The sequence below is a fragment of the Luteolibacter algae genome, assembly GCF_042683045.1.
Classification (GTDB): Bacteria; Verrucomicrobiota; Verrucomicrobiia; order Verrucomicrobiales; family Akkermansiaceae; genus Luteolibacter; species Luteolibacter algae.
Map to the genome: position 1 here is coordinate 399,759 of NZ_JBHUIT010000031.1, position 18,425 is coordinate 418,183.

Here is an 18,425-nt window from a genome sequence, read left to right on the forward strand (position 1 = left end):
CGAAACCGGTTTCACAGTTGATGTTTTAGTAAAAGCCGTTCATTGCAGCGGGGTGAAAATTATCCTGCTTTCCATTGCGATCGGACTTCTTGCTGGCTTGCTCGGGGCACTGTGTGGCGTGGGCGGGGGAATCGTCCTGGTTCCCGCATTCGTTGCTTTTTTCGGATTCGAGCAGAAACAAGCGGTAGCGACTTCCCTCGCGGTAATTATTCTAACCTCGCTGGTAGCGACGTTGAACAACGCGCGTGCCGGGAATCTCATCGATTGGAAAATCGTGGTATTCGTAGGGATCGCCTCCGCCGTGACAGCCTGGTTCGGAAGTGATTTGATGCGGTCGCTGTCAAATCAGGTGCTGACCCGCACCTTCGGGGTGGTTCTGGTGGTTTTTGGAGCAAGAATGCTCATTAAGGGCTAGTTTCTTGGTCAGAAAAGGTTCGCTTAGAAGCACTTTGGAATCGCCGCGAGAACTTTTACCACATCCAGCTCCAACTGGCATCTCCCGTCCATAAGGCATTTGGGAGAGAGGCAGGGAGAGCACTCCACGTGGCGTTTTACTGCGACGTGGCGCTTCCCGAGAGGTCGTTTCCAGGCGATGTCATTGGGCCCGAAAAGCGTGACGCAAGTTGCACCCGCATGAGCTGCGAGATGAGGGAGCGATCCATCTGCGGCGATCACCAGTTGGTGGGCGGCCAGCATCGGAAGCGCTGCGGATAATGGAGAAATGTGGAGAAACTCCACGTCGCTTCCCAACCGGACCGACAGAATTTTCCCGAGGCCGCGGCCTCCCACCGCACCTGCGACAGTCACATGTTTCCCACGTTCCAGCATTGCTTCGCCGAGCTCCTGCCAACGGTCGAGCGGCCACTCGTAGCTCGGTCCGAAGTCGGAGCCGGGGCATAGTAGGACAGTATTGTGACCAGCGGGAATGCCCATGGGGGAAGCGACAAAATACTCCGGTCTGTCAACGGAGACGCCCAGTTCTTCACAGGTTTTCAAATACATGCGCACCCGGTGCTCGGTCGCGCCCTCGTGGACGGCCATTGGATGGGTGAGGAGCTTGGAAAGTTTTTTTTCGTCGGGCCCGAGCCGCCGCTCGATTTTCGCTTTCGCAAAAGCCTTTGCTGCGGTGCCGTCCTGCCACGCAAGTGTCGCCTCCCAGCTTCCGCCTATCTGGTCGACGAGAGCCCCCACCTTTGTCTTTTCTGAAAAACGGAACTGCCTGGCATTGCAGACACTCTCCCAAAGTGCCTGCTGCTCTTCACGGCAGACGATGCTGGCTACGAGCCCTGTCTGGTGCAGTGCGCGCAATGCCGGAATCGCAAAGCATGCCTCATCCCACCGCTCCGGCATTGCCAGCAGCATTCCTTTTTTCTGACTCATCAGGGGTTACTTCTTCTGCTTGTTGGCCTTTTTCACAGGATCACTTTTGTCATCCAGATTCGCGGCCATATCTTCTGCGCTGACAGTGGATTCCACGCCATTTTCCGGGACTTCCATCTTACAAATCCAGAGCATCGCATTGAGAGCAATCTTGCGGAAACTATCGTTTTCCCAGTTTTTGTGAAAGTGTCCTCCGGTGAAACCCACCCCGCGGCCACCATCTGGGCGCTCGATGCTCCACATCATGGTTTCGGGCTCGCCTTTTCTTGCCTGAATGTGTTCGTAAGGGCCTTTCGGATGAACGTAGGGGCCATCCCGCACTTCATCGGAAGGGGTCGCGACCAGCAGGGATTGCACGCCCTTCATATCTTCCGGGAAACGGATGGAGAAATACCATTCATCCAGGATCTTGAAAGGTTTGATCCCTTGGGTGATGGGGTGGATATCGAATTTTTTGTAATCTGCTTCCCAATATGGGTTGCAGGAAAAGCCGGTTTCGTAAGCTCCGCCGATCCATTCGCGGAAGTCGTTACCACTCTCTCCCTCGTCAGCACATTGCACCGCGTAATGCATCATCATCACCCCGCCTCCGCGGTTGACCAGTTTTTGGATCAGCTCCGGGCGATTGCCTTCCAGCGCCGGATGTTTCTTTCCTCCATCCGCATAAATCACGACAGCATCCGCCGTATCGAGCACGGCATCATCGCTCACCCATCCGTTTGGGTGGACTTCCACTTCCAGGCCCTCCACGCCGGACAAACATTTCTTCAGTAGCTCGCATCCGGCATTGAATTCATGCATTCCCGGGCCGTGGCTGGGTTTACCGGCGATCATTACCAGCTTTTTATGTGGAACATCTTCCGCTGCGGAAATCATCGGGAAACTTGTAATAGCTAGAACAGCCAGGATGACACTTTTCGGGTGAAGCTTTTTCATTTCCGAACAATCCACCACCTGTAATGCATCTCATCAACACCCATTTTTCACGCATGGATGAATTTTGGGAGCCGCCATGCCGTAGTTGCTGCGATTTCCTAGCCCGGATTGAAATTCGGCCGGGCAGTAATGGTGCCCCCAACAAAAATCTCATTCGGCTAGATATATTGGAGGTTTGTGATTAACCAACCGGCATGCAAAACACCAGTTCAGCAGTATTGATCGGCGGCTCGATCGCTATCGACAACATAAAAACCCCCACCGCGGAGGGGAAAAATCTTCTTGGCGGCTCCGCCTCTTTCACCGGGATCGCAGCCTCATATTTTACCGATCCGGTTCACCTGATAGGAGTCATCGGGCAGGACTTTCCGCAGGAACATCTGGATCTGTTTGCTTCCCGAAACATCTCGACCAGCGGCCTTGAGCGCTCCGAAGGGGACACTTTTTCGTGGACCGGAGAATACCACGAGAACATGAACGATCGTGATACTTTGGCAGTAGCGATCAACGTTCTTGAAAACTGGGAACCAAAAATTCCCGCAGAAATAGCTTCGGCGCCCATCGTGGTCCTCGCCAATATGCATCCTCTCAACCAGCTTCAGATGATTGACCAGCTCACCGCTGAAAGGCCTTTCATCGCAGCGGATACCATGGATTTGTGGATCACCATCGCCAACGAGGATCTCCATAAAGTGCTCCTGAAGATCGACCTTCTCGTGATCAATGAATCCGAAGCACGGGATTTCTGTAAGACCGCGAACCTGATTACCGCCGGTCAGAGACTTCTGGAGAAAGGACCCCGGAATGTGGTTATCAAACTCGGCGAGTTCGGGGCGATCCTCTTCTCAAAACACCCGGAAGGGAGCCCTGCGACAGAGTTCACCTTGCCTGGCACAAATTATGATCTTTTCCGATGCGCCGCGTTCCCTCTTGTGGAAGTGGCCGATCCAACAGGAGCGGGGGATTCATTTCTCGGCGCTCTCGCCGGATACCTCGCTTCCACCGGAAAGACGGACTTTTCCTTCGACGATATCCGCAGTGCGATCGTTTATGGATCTGTCGTGGCTTCCTTCACCTGTGAGGCCTTCTCCGCCAACCGGCTGGCCCACATTTCCAGAGATGAGATCGAGAACCGTCTGACACTCCTGAAAAATCTCACCCATTGGCCCGAGTAACCACACTGTTTTTTGAATAGAAATGGTTAAATCTTCAAAGCATCCTGCATTATAGAAAACCGCATACAGGCCGGATTGAAAATTCTAACCTCCACACCGGATATCTAGCAGATTTATACGGTTGGTTGGATTTTATGTAAACTGCTGAAAAGCAGGAGTTTGTGTGAGGTGTGGATCGCGGCTATGTAAACTGAATGTAAAAACTCACGAATAGCCATCCCGGGATAAATTTTTGCCCTTGCTCTGTGTTTACAAATGATGTTTCTTTGCCCTGTGTGTGCGGTGGAAACACCGTGAAGTAGCCGGAGTCGTGACAGAAATGTCACCCTATACGGCCTGACCGAAACCAAAAAAAAAACTACTCCATTGCCCGCAATGAAAAATTTAATCCCCTTTATCGCCGCCGCTGCTCTCGCCGCGCCCGGCATCTCCCACGCAGAAACTGCGTATTCGAAGCCTTCTGGCTATGTGACGTTAGGTAATCCGGATTCGAATGCAGCAATACCTGATATCACAGCGAATACTGATGCTACCGTTTCTATTCCCTTAGAACGTGCTCCCGAATATTCTGGTAAGATTAGCTCTGTCTCAGGATCTAATTTGGTTCTCGATACAAACGTCTTGCCTGTATCTGGATTAGCGGGTGATCCTGCAACTCCCTACCAGTTCAAGATAACCTCAGGTTCTCAAGAAGGTCTTATCGGTTTGATTTCCGCAAATACTGCAAATAGTGTTAATCTTGGTAGCATAATTGTGGGTGATTTATCAGGAGTTAGCGCAAATGATACGTTTGTGATTTCGAAGGCTTGGACCCTAGGCACATTCTTCCCATCGACTTTACCTGCGGGAACCAACGTTTTAGCATACTCGGGAACAGTAGCTGGCTCTAACTTAGCCTCCGATCTGGCTTTTGTGTGGAGCGGGACTTCATGGTTTCAAATTTCTGGCGCTGATAACGGCCTCGAAAATGACTCGAATACCATTTTATTCCCAGGCGAATCATTTATTGTACGTTCCGGAGGCGCACCTATTGACGGCTTTGTAGTGACCGGAAACGTTCCGCTAACTAAATCGCGGGCGCTGATCACAAAAATTAATAGTAATGCCCAAGATAACAGAATTTCGATTACCAGTCCCGTCGATGAGCCAATTGAAAACCTGCGAGGTATGCTTCCTGGAGACAACCTGCTGACATTTGACAATAGCACATCGGGTATAAATAAGTCAGCGTCTGAGGTTCTTGTTTGGTCAGGAACAGCATGGTTTGGTGTCGCCGGTGTATCTGGTGATCAAACGGGCCTATATAAGCTGAAATCAGGACAAGGTTATGTATTGCGGCGCTCTGCTGGAGCTCCAATAGGAGATGGTGAAATTTCCATTGAACAAAACTATTTGGATGACTTGTAGATTTTAGGATCAAATTAATATTATATACTTATATGAAAATAAATACATTGGCAGTCATGGCTGGATCTGTGATCTTCGCCTCATCGGCTATGGCGACTGTTACCTTACAGTTTATACAGCCCTTCTCAACTACGGGTGGAGTAACTTCTAATTTTGCTGATGCATCAGGGGTTGCAATGAATGGCCTTTATTGGGGAGTTATCGTGGATACAAATAACACTGGTTTCGGAACAACATATGACAAACTGACTCTATCTCCCAGTTTGGTATCGACCCTAAGCACTGGGGGAACGACCGGAAGTAATGTTTTGATTCTCTCCAATACGCTCACTTCAAATACGTCTGCTTTCACTGAATTTTCGGCTCAGTCGGTTCCTCAGAATCCGGGCGGAGTAGGTGGAATTGGATCTATCACAACGATAGAACTAAATGGTTCCAATGGGGTTTCTACAGGTGATGCATTCCGTATAGTTTGGTTTGATACTTCTGGTAACTCAGCAGGATTTTTAGATGATTCATCATTCAAAATCCCTACTGATAGCGCTACATTTGACTATAGTGCTGTTTTTCGTGGGCCAGATCCCGTTCGTGCCGCAACAGGAATTACAATGGTTCCAGAGCCTTCTGCACTTTTGTTGAGTGCGCTTGGTGTGCTTGGTCTTCTTCGTCGTAGACGCTAGTTTTTGCTATCTGACACACACATACACTTCTCTAAAGACGGGCTTCGGCCCGTCTTTTTTTTGTGCCCATCTGTACAAGAGGTAGGGTCGCCCGGCCCGGGCGACCGTTGCTCAGATAGTTAGAAAACTGAAGGAATGAGCGATCAAATCTAAACGAGAGTTCTGATATCACGACCAAGCGAGCCGCTTGGCCCTACCAATTCATTGAATGAAGGTAGGGTCGCCCGGCTCGGGCGACCGTTTGCTAAGGAAAGGGAAGCCGCCGGTTAATTCTTGAACGATGAACCGATCCCTCTTCAAAGGAATTTCTACATTCCTACTCCGTGGCCAGTTAAGTTGCTCAACTCGTCGAATTAGCGAATGGAGCGATAGATTTCCTCAAGCGCCAGAACCGTATAGGCAGTAACGAGGATCGGGTTGGATTCCATCCAACGTCCGTTGTCATTTACCCACGAGCCATTCTCGCGTTGCCTGGTAAGGAGAGCGCCGGCGAGATCTTTGCGCCAATCTGCTTCAGTGCCATCGGCAAGCTTCAACTTATCGATTCCAGATGCGTTCATAGCCTTGGCCATCGCCTGATAGTAGTAGTAGAGGCCTTCCGCTCCCATATTGGGATTTTCCTCGGTGGTGTAGTTTTTACCGAGCCATTCTTTCACGGCAATCACCCGCGGATCGTCAGGGGTAACGTTTGCATAAACAAGGGAGAGCAAACCCGCATAGGAAATTGATCCGTAGGAACGGAGGGCAACTTTTCCGTCTTTGGTAACATCGGTGCCGGCTTTTGAGTCACCCGGAGTGTAGATAAAACCACCCTTGTTCTTTTCGTCATCCGAGGCCCATTCCTGATCGTTGGTGGCGCTGAGGTTTTGGCTGCGGGAAAGAAAGGTCAGTGCTGCGTCCCAATCCAGTTTGGGCTCGTCCGCATGATTTCCATCCTCGATAATTTTATCGGACAACGCCAGCGCTTCGATCGCCAAATAGGTGTTGGACATATCGGTGTGATCGTCATGGGAGCCGTAGCCTATGCCTCCATCGTTCGGGTTGTCCGACTTTCCTTTCTCGCCAATGTCCCATTGGTTGGCGATCAGATGGCGACGGGCTTTGATAATTGCCGGCTCAAATACATCTCTACCGGCAGAGGACAGTGCGGTGAGAGAGGTGGCGGTATTGTAAACTGAAAGACCGCGATTGTAGATGCCGCCATCTGCTTTCTGTTGTTTCAGAAGCCAGGCGAAACCCTTTTCGGCAGAGGTAGGCAGTTTCTCTGCCGGGGATTGCAGGTTTGGATCACGAACAATGGCGGTGAGGGCAAGACCTGTGAACGCTGGCAGGCCCTCATCATCCCAGAAACCCTGCTCATTCTGCTGGTCGACGAGCCAGGCATTCCCGCGGGCGATAGACTGGCGGATCTCGTTTTTAATCGATAGATATTCGTTTTGAGCCTGGGCGGCAGTGGAGCCAATACAGATGGCGAAGCTTAGCAGAAGTGATTTCATGGATTTTAATTGAGTTGTCCGTAAACGTTTTCCGGTTCTTTGTGAAACGCGTGCCGGTGGCTAAATCTTAGGGCTCTTTATACGGGGAAACAATCAAAGTAACGTTTGTTTCCAACGGAGGCACCCTGCGGGTGAAAACGGTCCAGACATCATCATTGCCGTTGTCTTCACCCGGATAGTTGATGATTGAAGCATTGGTGATGAAGATCGCCGCCAAGTCCCCGGTGGTTTCGGGGACGTATTGTCCTTCATAAAATTCTGATCCACCATAAACCCAATGGGTAAGCGGCATCGTTCTGCCGGTCGTGCCATGGCTGATCCATTCATTGACGGAAAAGCGTTTGGTCTCCCCATCGATGGTGTATTCGACATCAATGGCAATTCTTGCAGCAGCCCGGGTTGCTTCGTCCTCCTTATAAAAATCATTCGAAAGCACTCCAGGCTCCCGTGGGATTCGATAAAGTTCTCTCGACGGCTTATATCGGAGGAGAGTGAATGCCAGATTGATATTCGTGGGGCTGGTTTCGGTGCGGAAGAGGGCCTCATGGATTTTACCATTCTGGTGAACCAACAGGTATTCCAGTAGTCCTTCGCGCATATTCAGCTGCGCGGGGAACCGGATCTCACGGCTCTTCTTATCAAAAGTTACCGTCCCGATCCGATATTGGTTGGCATCAATCTGCTCAATGATCGGTCTTTCGGGCGCTTGAACTTTTTCCTGATCCTGCCCGGCTTCCTGAGCGGGAGATTGCAGTTGCAAAAGCAGTAGCAAGAAAAACAGGCGAATGGTGGGCATAAAGAAATCAGGAAAAAGTTTAACGCGTAGCGGGAGTGGCGGTTAATTCAAGAAACCGCGCGCTTGAAGATTGTTCAGGCGGCGGGCGACTTCCACCAGGGCATCGATGGTGGTTTGCGTGTATGAGCGGCCGTCACGTGTATCGACTCCGTGGCCCGTGCCAAGATCGCGGAGAGCTCCGAGGGCATCGTCCTCGTGATCGAAAAGTTCCACGAAAACGGTTTCCAGCTTTCCGCTCTTCGCCGCCGCCAAAAGTGTTGCTCCAATCCAACCATCATCCGTGCTGAGACAGCCACGGGTGGTCGGAGCGGAGGCATGGTAGACGCCGAGATGATCGGCTGCTGCAACCTCAGCGATGAGCCGCTGATTTTCTTCCATGGACAATCCAGAGTCACCACAATGAGCCGCATCCACGAGAATTTTGAAGAAATTGCGACCGAGTGCCTTGTTGATTTCTTTGATAAAGGACCAAGCGCGATCGATATTGGTGAAGGTTTTGAATTCGCCCGGGCGGAGAAATTCCAGGTGCCAGGTGTCAATGGACGATTCGAGCAAGCCGGACTCTTTGATGGCACGCAGATGAACCTTTACGTTCTGGGCCACTGCTGCATCGAAATCGGCTCCTGTCCGCGGAGCTTCGTTGCTCATCCACTCTTCAATTGACGTGGAGCCCACGGAGGCAACTTCATGCTTGATCGCGCCTTTGAGACTGGCGACTAGTTGGGAAACCACTGCGTCTTCATCGGCCGGATTCATTGGATTTGCGCCACCCACCATGAGGACTAGGTGAACCGCGAGATCAAGAAACTTCAGCCCTGAGATCATCTCTTCCACATCTCCCTCATCTGTGCCGGGGAAAAAAGAAATCTGGGTGCAGCTAGGGCGAACAGGAGACTGCTGGCAGATCCGGTCCATCTCCGCGACACAGCAGATTCGTCCGTCACTTTCACGCGGGAGTTTCCCATTTTCGTCAGGCACCAGGCCTCCGACAAAGCGGATGTGGGTTGGGACGACTCCGAGGGCGATATTAGGTTTTAACGTAAAGTTGTCTGACATGCTGCGAGTGTGGATTTGTTACGTGCTGAGTCAAGACAGCTCAAAAAATACAAAAAAACCGCCACCCATCAATATGACCGGTGGCAGTTTTTCTAAATAAATCGGGGATGAGTTTTATTCGGAGTCACGGACGGCGTCAGCATCCTCTTCGAGCTGATCGGCACGTTTCTCGGCATTTTCGCGGATGCGGTCGGCTTCATCTTCCACGTCGTCTGAAGCTTTGTCGATGTTTCCATTGGCGTCATTGAGATCATTTTCTCTCATCTGATCAGCGCGATCCTCTTTCATATCTGCGTTCTTCTCCGCATCACGGCGGACCTGATCGGCCTTGTTTTCCATGTTATCTGCTTTGGCTTCCACGGCATCTTCACGAGCGTTTTCCTGCGGGGAATCACAAGAGGTAGCGGCAAGAGCAAGAATAGAAGCGCCGAAAATTGAGGTAATTGCTTTAGTTTTCATAGTAGGTAGTGGTTATTGCCTAGAGGCTATAGTGTCCTATTGCAGATCAGATGCCATACGTGTTTACAGGGATTCCGGAGGTTAAAGGCGCGGAAATCGTGTGTTATGCCAGTCCTCGACCATGCATCATGCAAGCTGCGGGTTATTCGGAATCCGGCAGGATCTCTTTCTGCTCACGAATCTTCTCTGCTTGCTCTTCAAGCTGCTGGGCTCGGATTTTTCCAACTTTGCGGACCTCATCCGCATCTTTCTCCAAGATCGCAGCACTATCCTTATCGCCATCGTTCTCTAAAAGTTCCTTTGCCAGCCTTTCCTTACCCTCCGCAGTCTGCTCGATATCGGTTTTGAGTTTTTCCGCCTTGGCTTCAAGATTCTCCGCAGAGATTTCGAGCTGATCCTGGCGTGGCTCTCCGCGATTTTCATTGCAGGCAGATAGGAAAATGGCGGCTAAAAATGAGGTGGGGAGCAGAGCTGGCGTGGGAACTTTCATGGGGTGATAGGGTTCCAACCATCATTCCGAATTGACTGGATTGCAAAAAGAAAACCCGCACCGGACTGTATGCCGATGCGGGTTTGCTTGAAGGTCTACTTTAGGAGCCGGCCGGGAAGACCGGCTTAGCAATTACTTACGGAGTGCTTCTTCGCGCTCCTTGGCCTTTGCAATCACTTCGTCAGCGATGTTGCGTGGGCATGCTGCGTAGTGGCTGAACTCCATGGAGAACTGGCCGCGGCCAGAAGTCATGGTGCGCAGATCGCCGATGTAGCCGAACATTGCTGAAAGTGGTGCTTCCGCTTTGACGCGGACACCGCCCGGAGTTGGCTCCTGGCCGTGAATCATACCGCGGCGGCGGTTAAGATCGCCGATGACATCACCGATTTTTTCTTCAGGAGAGAAGACATCAAGTTTCATCATAGGCTCAAGGATTTGCGGAGCGGCTTTCACCATGGATTGGCGGTAAGCGGCTTTCGCAGCGATCTCGAACGCGATGGCGGAGGAGTCAACCGCGTGGAATCCACCGTCTTTCAACGTAACTTTGAAGTCCAAGCATGGATAACCAGCAAGAGGGCCTTTGCTGACGGAGGTTTTGAAACCTTTCTCAACTGCTGGAATGTATTCCTTTGGAACGTTTCCGCCGACGACGCTGGACTCGAATACAAATCCGGAACCAGGCTCGCCTGGCTCGATGCTGTAGTCGATCTTCGCGAACTGACCGGAACCACCGGACTGTTTCTTGTGGGTGTAGCTGTCGGAAACGGCTTTGGTGATCGTTTCACGGTAGGCAACCTGTGGAGCACCGACTTCTACTTCGACTTTGTGTGTGCGCTTCAGAATATCGATTTTGATATCGAGGTGGAGCTCGCCCATGCCCTTGAGGATCATCTCGTTGGTTTCCTCGTCGGTCTCGACGCGGAAAGATGGATCTTCCTGGACCATCTTGCCGATGGCGTTGCCGAGCTTCTCGGCGTTTGCCTTGTCTTTCGGCGCAATGGCGATGGAGATAACCGGATCCGGGAAGACCATAGGCTCAAGAGTGGCCGGGTTTTTCTCGTCGCAAAGAGTGTGGCCGGTTTGCACGTTTTTGAGGCCAACGATGGCGATGATGTCACCCGCTTGAGCGACATCGACTTCGTTGCGGTCGTCCGCGTGCATTTCGACCATACGGCCAACGCGTTCGGTTTTGCCGGTGAACGAGTTGAGGATGGTATCGCCTTTCTTGATCGTGCCGGAATAAATACGGGTGAAGGTGAGTGCACCGAACTTGTCATCCATGATTTTGAATGCAAGTGCACGGAGCGGTGCGGATGGATCAATGATCGCGAATTTACCGGTTTCGTTACCTTCTGCGTCAACTTCCGGGAGAGGTTTGACATCAAGCGGGTTAGGCAGGTAATCGACAACCGCGTCGAGAATGAGTTGCAAGCCTTTGTTTTTGAAGGAGGAGCCGCAGTAGGTAGGGAAGAAGGCAAGATCGATGGTGCCTTTGCGGATGCATTTTTTGATGGTTTCCATGTCAGGCTCGTTGCCTTCCAGATAGGCTTCCATCACGGCATCGTCCTGCTCGACGGCAGTTTCGATCAGTTCCGCACGGTATTGCTCGGCTTTTTCAATCATGTCGGCCGGGATTTCCTCGATGGAGAAATTCTCTGGCTGGCCAGAGTCATCCCAAACGTATGCCTTCATCGAAAGAAGATCGACCACTCCGGTGAAATTGGACTCGGTGCCGATTGGCAGGACCATGACGAGAGGAGTCGCGCCAAGGACTTTTTTCACTTGAGCCACGACGCGGTAGAAATCAGCGCCGATACGGTCGAGTTTGTTAACATAGATGATACGGGAAACCTTCGAGTCGTTCGCATAACGCCAGTTGGTCTCGGATTGAGGCTCGACACCACCGGAGCCGCAGAAAACGCCGACGCCGCCGTCGAGAACCTTGAGGGAACGGTAAACTTCGATCGTGAAGTCAACGTGGCCCGGAGTATCGATAACGTTGAACTGATGGTCTTTCCAAAAGCAGGTAGTGGCAGCGGACTGGATCGTAATACCACGCTCGGCTTCTTGTTCCATGAAGTCCATGGTTGATGCGCCGTCGTGAACTTCACCAAGTTTGTGAATTTTGCCGGTGAGTTTGAGAATACGCTCGGTGGTGGTTGTTTTACCGGCGTCAACGTGGGCGAAAATGCCGATGTTGCGATATTTGCTGAGGTCCTTCATGCCTGTAATGTGTAGTGGTTTGGTGCGGCCGAGAGATCCCGGCGGGGCGGGGTTTTAGCGGAGCGGAAGGGTTTTGCAACCTTTGATTGCGGATTTGGGTTGAGGACAGTGGCCTGGCGGTCATTGTTTTGGCGGTGAATATGACGGAACGCGGCATGCGAAGAGTGGCGGAATTGGCCGGAATGGAGGCTGTCGAGGTGGTGCGGAGGCTTGAATGGCTGGGGAATCCCGTGTTTTTCGATACTGCGGGGAATGTGCCTCAAAATGCCGGGAGGGCGATCTCGGTGGTTTCGGCCGCTCCGGCTGAGATTTTCCGGGGATCGATTTTTTCCGAAAGCGACAGGAAGGTGCTGGATGCGGTGTTAGCCGGGAATGCATCTGTTGGCGGGGATCTCGGTCTCCCGGCAGGAGGCCTGTGTGGATGGGTGAGTTACGAAGGGGACTACGTGTTCGGCGAATATCGTGAGATGCTGGTCCGGGACGAGGAGAGCGGTGATTGGTGGGAGCTGGGAGGACTCTCGCAAAAGTTGGGTGATCCGTTACCAGGCGGGGCCCGCCTCGGGGAATTCTCGGGAGAAATGAGTCGGGAAAGGTTTCTGGATTCTGTGCGGAAGGTGAAGGATTGGATCGCCGCAGGGGATATTTATCAGGTGAATGTTGCCCAGGCATTCTCTGCCGAGGTTTTCGGGGAAGGATCGTTGTTCGGGCTTTACGAGGTGCTTCGGGATGCTAGCCCGGCACCGATGGGTGTCTGGATGTCTCTGGATGGGATTGAAGTTTTAGGAACTTCTCCCGAGCTCTTCTTGAAAATATCCGGAAAAGGGGTGGAGACACGCCCGATCAAGGGAACCCGGCCACGTTTTTCCGATCTTGATGAGGACCTGCGCTCTGCGGTGGAGCTTCAGACATCGCCCAAGGAAGTTGCGGAGCTTGTGATGATCACCGATTTGTTACGGAATGATATCGGGCAAGTCTGCGAGTTTGGCAGTGTGGAAGTAAGTGAGATGCTTCGGCTGGAAAGTCTGGCGCAAGTCCACCATCTCGTATCAACCGTGAAAGGTAGATTGAGAGCAGAGTCCAATGCCTTGTCAGCTCTCGCCGCATGTTTTCCCGGCGGAAGCATCACCGGGGCTCCGAAGAAGAGAGCGATGGAAATCATCGCGGAGCTTGAGCAATCACCACGGGGGATTTACTGCGGGGCGATGGGATGGCTTGGCTTCAATGGAGAAAGCCAGTTTAATATAGCGATACGGACGATGGTTCGCCGCGATGGGATTTTGAAATACCAGGTTGGTGCGGGAATTGTCGCGGATTCTATTCCGGAAGACGAATATCGTGAGACCTTGCAAAAGGCGGAAGGGCTGCGGCTGGGAGTGGAGCGGTGGAGAGCCGGTAATCCGGGAATTTAGCGATAAAAAAAGCGGAAAAGCATTTTGCCTCTCCGCTTTTCGATAGATTTTCAAACGCTGGTTTATGCGATCTCGGCGGCGTGGAAACCTTGCCAGTCATCAAGGTTGTTGAGGTTCACGGCATCAGTCGGGTTGCCATCCGGAAGACCGACTGAGGAAAGAATCGATTGGCGTGTTTCATCGGTGTGCTGGTAGCCGGTGATTGCCGCATTGAGTTGTGAAACTGCGGTTTGGTTCAGCTTGGTCGCATTCTCGGAAACGAATTTTTCGAACTGGATGTAGGTAGGCTTCTTTTCCGCAACGAAATCGAGAAGCGCCTGCTTATCCAGACCCAGGCCATCGAGAACCATTTGGTCGTAGCCTTGGCCACAAGCTGGATAATCTTCGGCGAGCTTGCCTGCCGCACCAAGGGAAAGTTTCTGCCAGAAGCGGGGAAGATGCAGGACGCCGAGAGGGCCGGGTGTGCCGGAAGAGATAGTAGGAACGATTTTGTTGCTCATAGGCCGCAACGCTAACGCCCGATTTTTCGATTTCAAACCCGAATCGGGAAAATACGGAAACGGGCGGATTCTTCTCCTGCCATGATTGTTCTTGCGGGGCTGTCCGAGCTGCGGTTTCTTCGCTCCACATGTCCACACTACCTACCGCTGACCTCCTGGCGCTTGACACGGACGGCATCAAAAGCCGCCTGTCAAAACTCAGGAGGTATCTTTGACGTTCCTGTTTTAGAAAATAAAATCCAGACGCTGGAGGAGGCGATGGGTGCCCCCGACTTCTGGGATGATACGGAAAAGGCGCGCTCAATTTCCGAAGATGCGGCCGCTTTGAAGAAGAAGCTCGAGGGCTTTCTCGATCTCGAGTCCCGCATCGGCGATATTATCGAGGGAATCAATCTGGCCAAGGAATTCGATGACGAAGAGCTTGCCCGGGAGGCGATCGAGGGGACCCAGGCTTTGGAAAAGGATATTCGCTCTTATGAGCTTCTCACGCTTCTGAACAATCCCGGCGATGATTCACCGTCTTGCTTTATGGTGATACAATCCGGAGCCGGCGGCACCGAGGCTTGTGATTGGGCCCAGATGCTGCACCGCATGTATACCCGTTGGGCGGAAAGGAAAGGCTACACCGTGGAGACGCTGGATTGGCAGGATGGTGATGAGGCGGGCCTCCGCTCCGCCATGTTGCGCATCACCGGCCCCTATTCCTATGGCTTTTTGAAAAGCGAACGGGGAGTGCATCGTCTGGTGCGCATTTCTCCTTTCGATTCCGCCGCGAAGCGGCACACGTCCTTTGCCGCTATCGATGTAACTCCGGAAATTTCCAAGGAGATCAAAATCGAGATCAACGAGAAGGATGTGGAAATCACCACCACCCGGTCCGGTGGCAAAGGCGGACAGAACGTCAATAAGGTGGAGACGGCGGTTATCCTACGGCACCTTCCTTCCGGCATTTTAATCCGCTCGACAGCGGCTCGCTCGCAGGGTGCCAACCGCGAGATGGCTTACCAGATTCTGAAAGCAAAGCTCTATCAGATCGAGGAAGACAAACAACGCGCGGAGTCCGATCGTGCTTATGGAGAAAAGGGCGATGTCTCCTGGGGAAACCAGATCCGCTCCTATGTTTTCCAACCATATCAAAAAGTGATGGACCTGCGCACCGGCGAGGAGACGGGAAACATCCAGGATGTCATGGACGGAGATATCGATGCCTTCATCGAGGCCAAGCTACGTGGCAAAGTCCGCGTCAAAGGCGTGAAGGATGATGAGGATTGAGCCCAGTTGATCCACGGAAATTGGAGATAATTTCCAATTTCTGTAATTTGTTGGCAATTCTTCCGTGATGATCCCGGTCATCAATAATTGCCAACGTAATCATGAAAATTTTGATCAAGCCGATAGGATTATTAATAGGTGGACTTTTGTGGCAGACAGCGCCTTTCGATTGTGATTTGAGCCTGGATGTCCGTGATCCGGAAATGAAAGAACATAATAATCTTTGGAAACCGGAAGATTATTATCGGTTCGGGCTTAGCAAAAAACAACAGAAGCGAATCCTTGAAGCCTAACATGAAGATTTCTTCTTATCTATCGTATCTTCACGAAGTGCCCTTTGATTAAGAGCTTTGATCGCAGTTTATTGTGATGCATGCGGTCCGGGAGCCGCGCGGCCGGTTCATCCCGTGGCTGATCCATTTTCATGAGACTTCCACCCTCGGGTCTTGCCCTGATGAGCGATGTCATTAAAGCTCCGTGATGGTCGAGCGATTGAAATCTGCGATACGTGATGTGAATGATTTCCCAAAGCCCGGGATCGTTTTCAAGGATATCACGCCTATTCTCGGCGATGCCGCGCTTTTCCGCGGAGCGATTGATCTTCTCTGTGAGACAGCCGGAGGGAAGGAAATCGATAAAATCGTTGGGATTGATGCACGCGGATTTATTTTTGCGGCGGCCGTAGCGGATCGCTTGTCAGCTGGCTTCGTGCCGGTGAGAAAGAAAGGCAAGCTGCCGTGGAGATGCCATGAGGCCTCTTACGCGCTGGAATACGGAGAGGCTACGGTGGAGATACACCAGGACGCGGTGAAGCCGGGTGAGAAGGTTTTACTCGTGGATGATTTGCTAGCCACCGGTGGAACAGCCGCCGCCGCGGTCAAGCTCCTAGACAAAGTCGGCGCGGACGTCATTGCAGTCTCGTTTCTCATCGAGCTGTCTTTTCTCAAAGGAAGAGAAAAAATCCCTTCCCATGAGGTGAAATCAATTCTCCATTATTAAAAATTTTTACCAATTACTGAAAAACACACAATGAGCTGGAAAGAATACAACGAAAGTTTGGTGCGATACGATGATCTCGGCTTCAGCCTGGATCTCTCTCTGATGGATGTCACAGCGGATTATAAAGCTGGCCTGGGCGATAAAATCACCAAGGTATTTGACGATATGGTCGCTCTCGAAGGTGGAGCGATCGCCAATCCCGATGAGGCGCGGATGGTCGGGCACTATTGGTTGCGCAATCCAGAGCTGGCACCGACTGGCGAGTTGAAGGCTGCGATCACCCAGCCGCTCAAGGATCTCAAGGAATTCGCGGAGCATGTTCACACCGGACGGGTAGTGACCTTCGAGGGGAAAATATTCAAGGAGCTCCTGCTGATCGGGATAGGTGGATCCGCGCTCGGGCCGCAACTCGTCTCCCAGGCGATTGGCAAGGATGCGAAAATGAAGATTACCTTTTTCGACAATACCGATCCGCAGGGAATGGATGACACCTTGGCCACCCTCAATATGGCCGAGACCCTGGTGCTTATCATTTCAAAATCCGGTGGAACTCCGGAAACCCGTAATGGAATGCTCGAGGCGAAAGCAGCTTTCGAAAAAGCCGGGATCGACTTCGGGAAACATGCCGTTGCGGTAACCGGAGTAGGCTCCAAGCTGGATCGTTTCGCGGAGGAGCACGGCTTTATCGCACGATTTCCGATGGATGATTGGATCGGCGGGCGCACATCGGTTCTCTCGACTGTCGGCCTAGTTCCGGCAGCTCTCCAAGGATTGGACATCGATGCGTTGCTCGCAGGTGCGGCGGCGATGGATGAGAAGACCCGCTCCCGCGAAGCCGATGACAATGCGGCTCTCCAGCTGGCTATCGCCTGGCACAAGGCGACGAACGGACGGGGCGAAAAAGATATGGTGATTCTGCCTTACAAGGATTCCCTGGTCCTTTTCTCCAAATATCTTCAACAGCTGGTAATGGAGTCCCTTGGCAAAGAGAAAGATCTGGATGGCAATGTCGTCAACCAAGGCATCGCGGTTTATGGAAACAAAGGCTCAACAGATCAGCATGCGTATGTCCAGCAGCTGCGGGACGGCGTGAACAATTTCTTCGCCACGTTTATCGAAGTCCGTAGGGGGCGTGAGGGAAAATCCATCGAAGTGGATCCCGGAAACACCAGTGCGGACTATCTGCAGGGCTTCATGCGCGGGACGCGTGGTGCATTGTATGAAAACGGTCGTAAATCTCTGACGATTTCCATTTATGAGGTGACCCCATTTTCCTTGGGGATGCTCATCGCTCTCTTCGAGCGCACCGTTTCATTCTATGCGACTCTGGTGAATATCAACGCCTACCATCAGCCGGGTGTGGAAGCAGGTAAGGCAGCCGCTGCAACCTTCCTGAATCTACTCGGACGGGTGCGCGGACGTCTTGTATCCGAGGCGAAAAATGCGGATGAAGTGGCCTTCGAGGTGGATGGTGATCCTGAAGCCGTTTATCACTGCCTGGTTCATCTCGCCAACAACGGGGAAGCTCAGATGTCCATGGGTAAAAGCCCTGCCGAAGACCTTTTCCAGCTCTAGGGTATTGCGATCGCGTTTTCCAAGCCGCTGGTCTCTTAGAGAGATCAGCGGTTTTTTCATTTCATACAGCCGTCCGGGGGATTGCGAAACGTGGCGGTCATGAAACATCTTGCTTCACATCGGCCGGTGCTGGGCTAGTTTTCGGACGTGGCTATCATTGAAATCACAGAAAACGCACAGGAAAAGCTCGCCCAATTGCTGGAGTCGAAATCGGCTTCCGAAACCGCTGGATTAAGACTCGGCGTGAACAAAGGTGGCTGTGCTGGCTGGCAGTATGAGATGCAGGTCGCCGAGCCTGCGGAAGGCGATGAAATCGTCCGGAACGGCCGGGCCTGTGTCATCATCGCTGCGGATAGCCTGGATAAACTGCGGGGCTGCCAGATCGACTACTCCGATGATCTTACGGATGCGGGCTTCAAGATCAACAATCCACGTGCCCGCCGTTCCTGTGGCTGTGGCACTTCGTTCGAGCCCGATGACGAGCCGGAAGGAAGCGGTGCGGAAGATGGAGAAGTTTGCGGTGGAGGGGCAGAATAGTCGTGGCTGCGAATCAGAGAAAAAACAAAAAAAAC

General features: G+C 52.2%; 19 protein-coding genes. 10 read left to right on the forward strand and 9 right to left on the reverse strand.

What is annotated here, in order from left to right:
• The first annotated feature begins 52 nt into the window (after positions 1-52).
• Positions 53-415: a sulfite exporter TauE/SafE family protein gene (locus ACFSSA_RS14060; RefSeq protein ID WP_386821174.1), complete on the forward strand. Its 363-nt coding sequence runs from the start codon at positions 53-55 to the stop codon at positions 413-415.
• Between the two features lie 23 nt (positions 416-438).
• On the opposite strand, the gene ACFSSA_RS14065 is transcribed toward ACFSSA_RS14060, so the two are convergent.
• Both ACFSSA_RS14065 and ACFSSA_RS14070 read right to left on the reverse strand, forming a co-directional pair.
• Positions 439-1,380: a glycosyltransferase family 9 protein gene (locus tag ACFSSA_RS14065; protein ID WP_386821176.1), complete on the reverse strand. Its 942-nt coding sequence runs from the start codon at positions 1,378-1,380 to the stop codon at positions 439-441.
• 6 nt (positions 1,381-1,386) lie between these two features.
• The gene (locus ACFSSA_RS14070) at positions 1,387-2,316 is read right to left on the reverse strand and encodes a ThuA domain-containing protein (RefSeq protein WP_386821177.1); all 930 of its coding nucleotides are present in this window, start codon (positions 2,314-2,316) and stop codon (positions 1,387-1,389) included.
• A 194-nt stretch (positions 2,317-2,510) separates the two neighbouring features.
• Between ACFSSA_RS14070 and ACFSSA_RS14075 the strand changes: the two genes are divergently transcribed.
• From ACFSSA_RS14075 to ACFSSA_RS14085, 3 genes are all read left to right on the forward strand, one after another.
• Positions 2,511-3,491 (forward strand): PfkB family carbohydrate kinase, encoded by a 981-nt coding sequence (locus tag ACFSSA_RS14075; protein ID WP_386821178.1) that lies wholly within the window; start codon positions 2,511-2,513, stop codon positions 3,489-3,491.
• 375 nt (positions 3,492-3,866) lie between these two features.
• Positions 3,867-4,898: a TIGR02597 family protein gene (locus ACFSSA_RS14080; protein ID WP_386821179.1), complete on the forward strand. Its 1,032-nt coding sequence runs from the start codon at positions 3,867-3,869 to the stop codon at positions 4,896-4,898.
• Between the two features lie 32 nt (positions 4,899-4,930).
• Entirely contained in the window at positions 4,931-5,578 is a 648-nt protein-coding gene (locus ACFSSA_RS14085) for a PEP-CTERM sorting domain-containing protein (RefSeq protein WP_386821180.1), read from the forward strand.
• A 353-nt stretch (positions 5,579-5,931) separates the two neighbouring features.
• Here ACFSSA_RS14085 and ACFSSA_RS14090 read toward each other — a convergent pair whose 3' ends face one another.
• The 6 genes from ACFSSA_RS14090 to fusA all read right to left on the reverse strand — a co-directional run bounded on the left by ACFSSA_RS14090 (position 5,932) and on the right by fusA (position 12,098).
• On the reverse strand, positions 5,932-7,074 hold the full coding sequence (locus ACFSSA_RS14090; RefSeq protein ID WP_386821181.1) for a prenyltransferase/squalene oxidase repeat-containing protein: 1,143 nt from the start codon (positions 7,072-7,074) through the stop codon (positions 5,932-5,934).
• A 67-nt stretch (positions 7,075-7,141) separates the two neighbouring features.
• On the reverse strand, positions 7,142-7,870 hold the full coding sequence (locus ACFSSA_RS14095) for a YdjY domain-containing protein (protein ID WP_386821182.1): 729 nt from the start codon (positions 7,868-7,870) through the stop codon (positions 7,142-7,144).
• Positions 7,871-7,912: 42 nt separating this feature from the next.
• Positions 7,913-8,926 (reverse strand): hypothetical protein, encoded by a 1,014-nt coding sequence (locus tag ACFSSA_RS14100; protein ID WP_386821183.1) that lies wholly within the window; start codon positions 8,924-8,926, stop codon positions 7,913-7,915.
• A 114-nt stretch (positions 8,927-9,040) separates the two neighbouring features.
• Positions 9,041-9,385 carry a hypothetical protein gene (locus ACFSSA_RS14105; protein ID WP_386821184.1) on the reverse strand — a complete coding sequence of 115 codons (345 nt, stop codon included), beginning with the start codon at positions 9,383-9,385 and terminating at the stop codon, positions 9,041-9,043.
• A 142-nt stretch (positions 9,386-9,527) separates the two neighbouring features.
• Positions 9,528-9,875, reverse strand: coding sequence for a hypothetical protein (locus tag ACFSSA_RS14110; RefSeq protein WP_386821185.1), 348 nt, complete (start codon positions 9,873-9,875; stop codon positions 9,528-9,530).
• Between the two features lie 132 nt (positions 9,876-10,007).
• Positions 10,008-12,098, reverse strand: a complete 2,091-nt coding sequence (fusA, locus tag ACFSSA_RS14115) for an elongation factor G (protein ID WP_386821187.1) — start codon at positions 12,096-12,098, stop codon at positions 10,008-10,010.
• 86 nt (positions 12,099-12,184) lie between these two features.
• Between fusA and ACFSSA_RS14120 the strand changes: the two genes are divergently transcribed.
• A complete protein-coding gene (locus ACFSSA_RS14120) occupies positions 12,185-13,507 on the forward strand; it encodes an anthranilate synthase component I family protein (protein ID WP_386821188.1) in 1,323 nt (440 codons plus the stop codon).
• Between the two features lie 62 nt (positions 13,508-13,569).
• On the opposite strand, the gene ACFSSA_RS14125 is transcribed toward ACFSSA_RS14120, so the two are convergent.
• Positions 13,570-14,007 (reverse strand): DUF5069 domain-containing protein, encoded by a 438-nt coding sequence (locus tag ACFSSA_RS14125; protein ID WP_386821189.1) that lies wholly within the window; start codon positions 14,005-14,007, stop codon positions 13,570-13,572.
• A 128-nt stretch (positions 14,008-14,135) separates the two neighbouring features.
• On the opposite strand from ACFSSA_RS14125, the gene prfB reads away from it, so the two are divergent.
• The 5 genes from prfB (at position 14,136) to ACFSSA_RS14150 (ending at position 18,390) form a co-directional block, all read left to right on the forward strand.
• A protein-coding gene (gene prfB, locus ACFSSA_RS14130) for a peptide chain release factor 2 (protein WP_386821190.1) occupies positions 14,136-15,279 on the forward strand; the annotation gives its coding sequence in 2 pieces (ribosomal slippage) (positions 14,136-14,213 and positions 14,215-15,279; 1,143 coding nt in all).
• Positions 15,280-15,380: 101 nt separating this feature from the next.
• The gene (locus tag ACFSSA_RS14135) at positions 15,381-15,572 is read left to right on the forward strand and encodes a hypothetical protein (protein ID WP_386821192.1); all 192 of its coding nucleotides are present in this window, start codon (positions 15,381-15,383) and stop codon (positions 15,570-15,572) included.
• A 187-nt stretch (positions 15,573-15,759) separates the two neighbouring features.
• Positions 15,760-16,278: an adenine phosphoribosyltransferase gene (locus ACFSSA_RS14140; protein WP_386821193.1), complete on the forward strand. Its 519-nt coding sequence runs from the start codon at positions 15,760-15,762 to the stop codon at positions 16,276-16,278.
• Between the two features lie 30 nt (positions 16,279-16,308).
• Entirely contained in the window at positions 16,309-17,853 is a 1,545-nt protein-coding gene (locus ACFSSA_RS14145) for a glucose-6-phosphate isomerase (protein WP_386821194.1), read from the forward strand.
• Positions 17,854-18,000: 147 nt separating this feature from the next.
• On the forward strand, positions 18,001-18,390 hold the full coding sequence (locus tag ACFSSA_RS14150) for a HesB/IscA family protein (protein WP_386821196.1): 390 nt from the start codon (positions 18,001-18,003) through the stop codon (positions 18,388-18,390).
• The last annotated feature ends 35 nt before the right edge of the window (positions 18,391-18,425 follow it).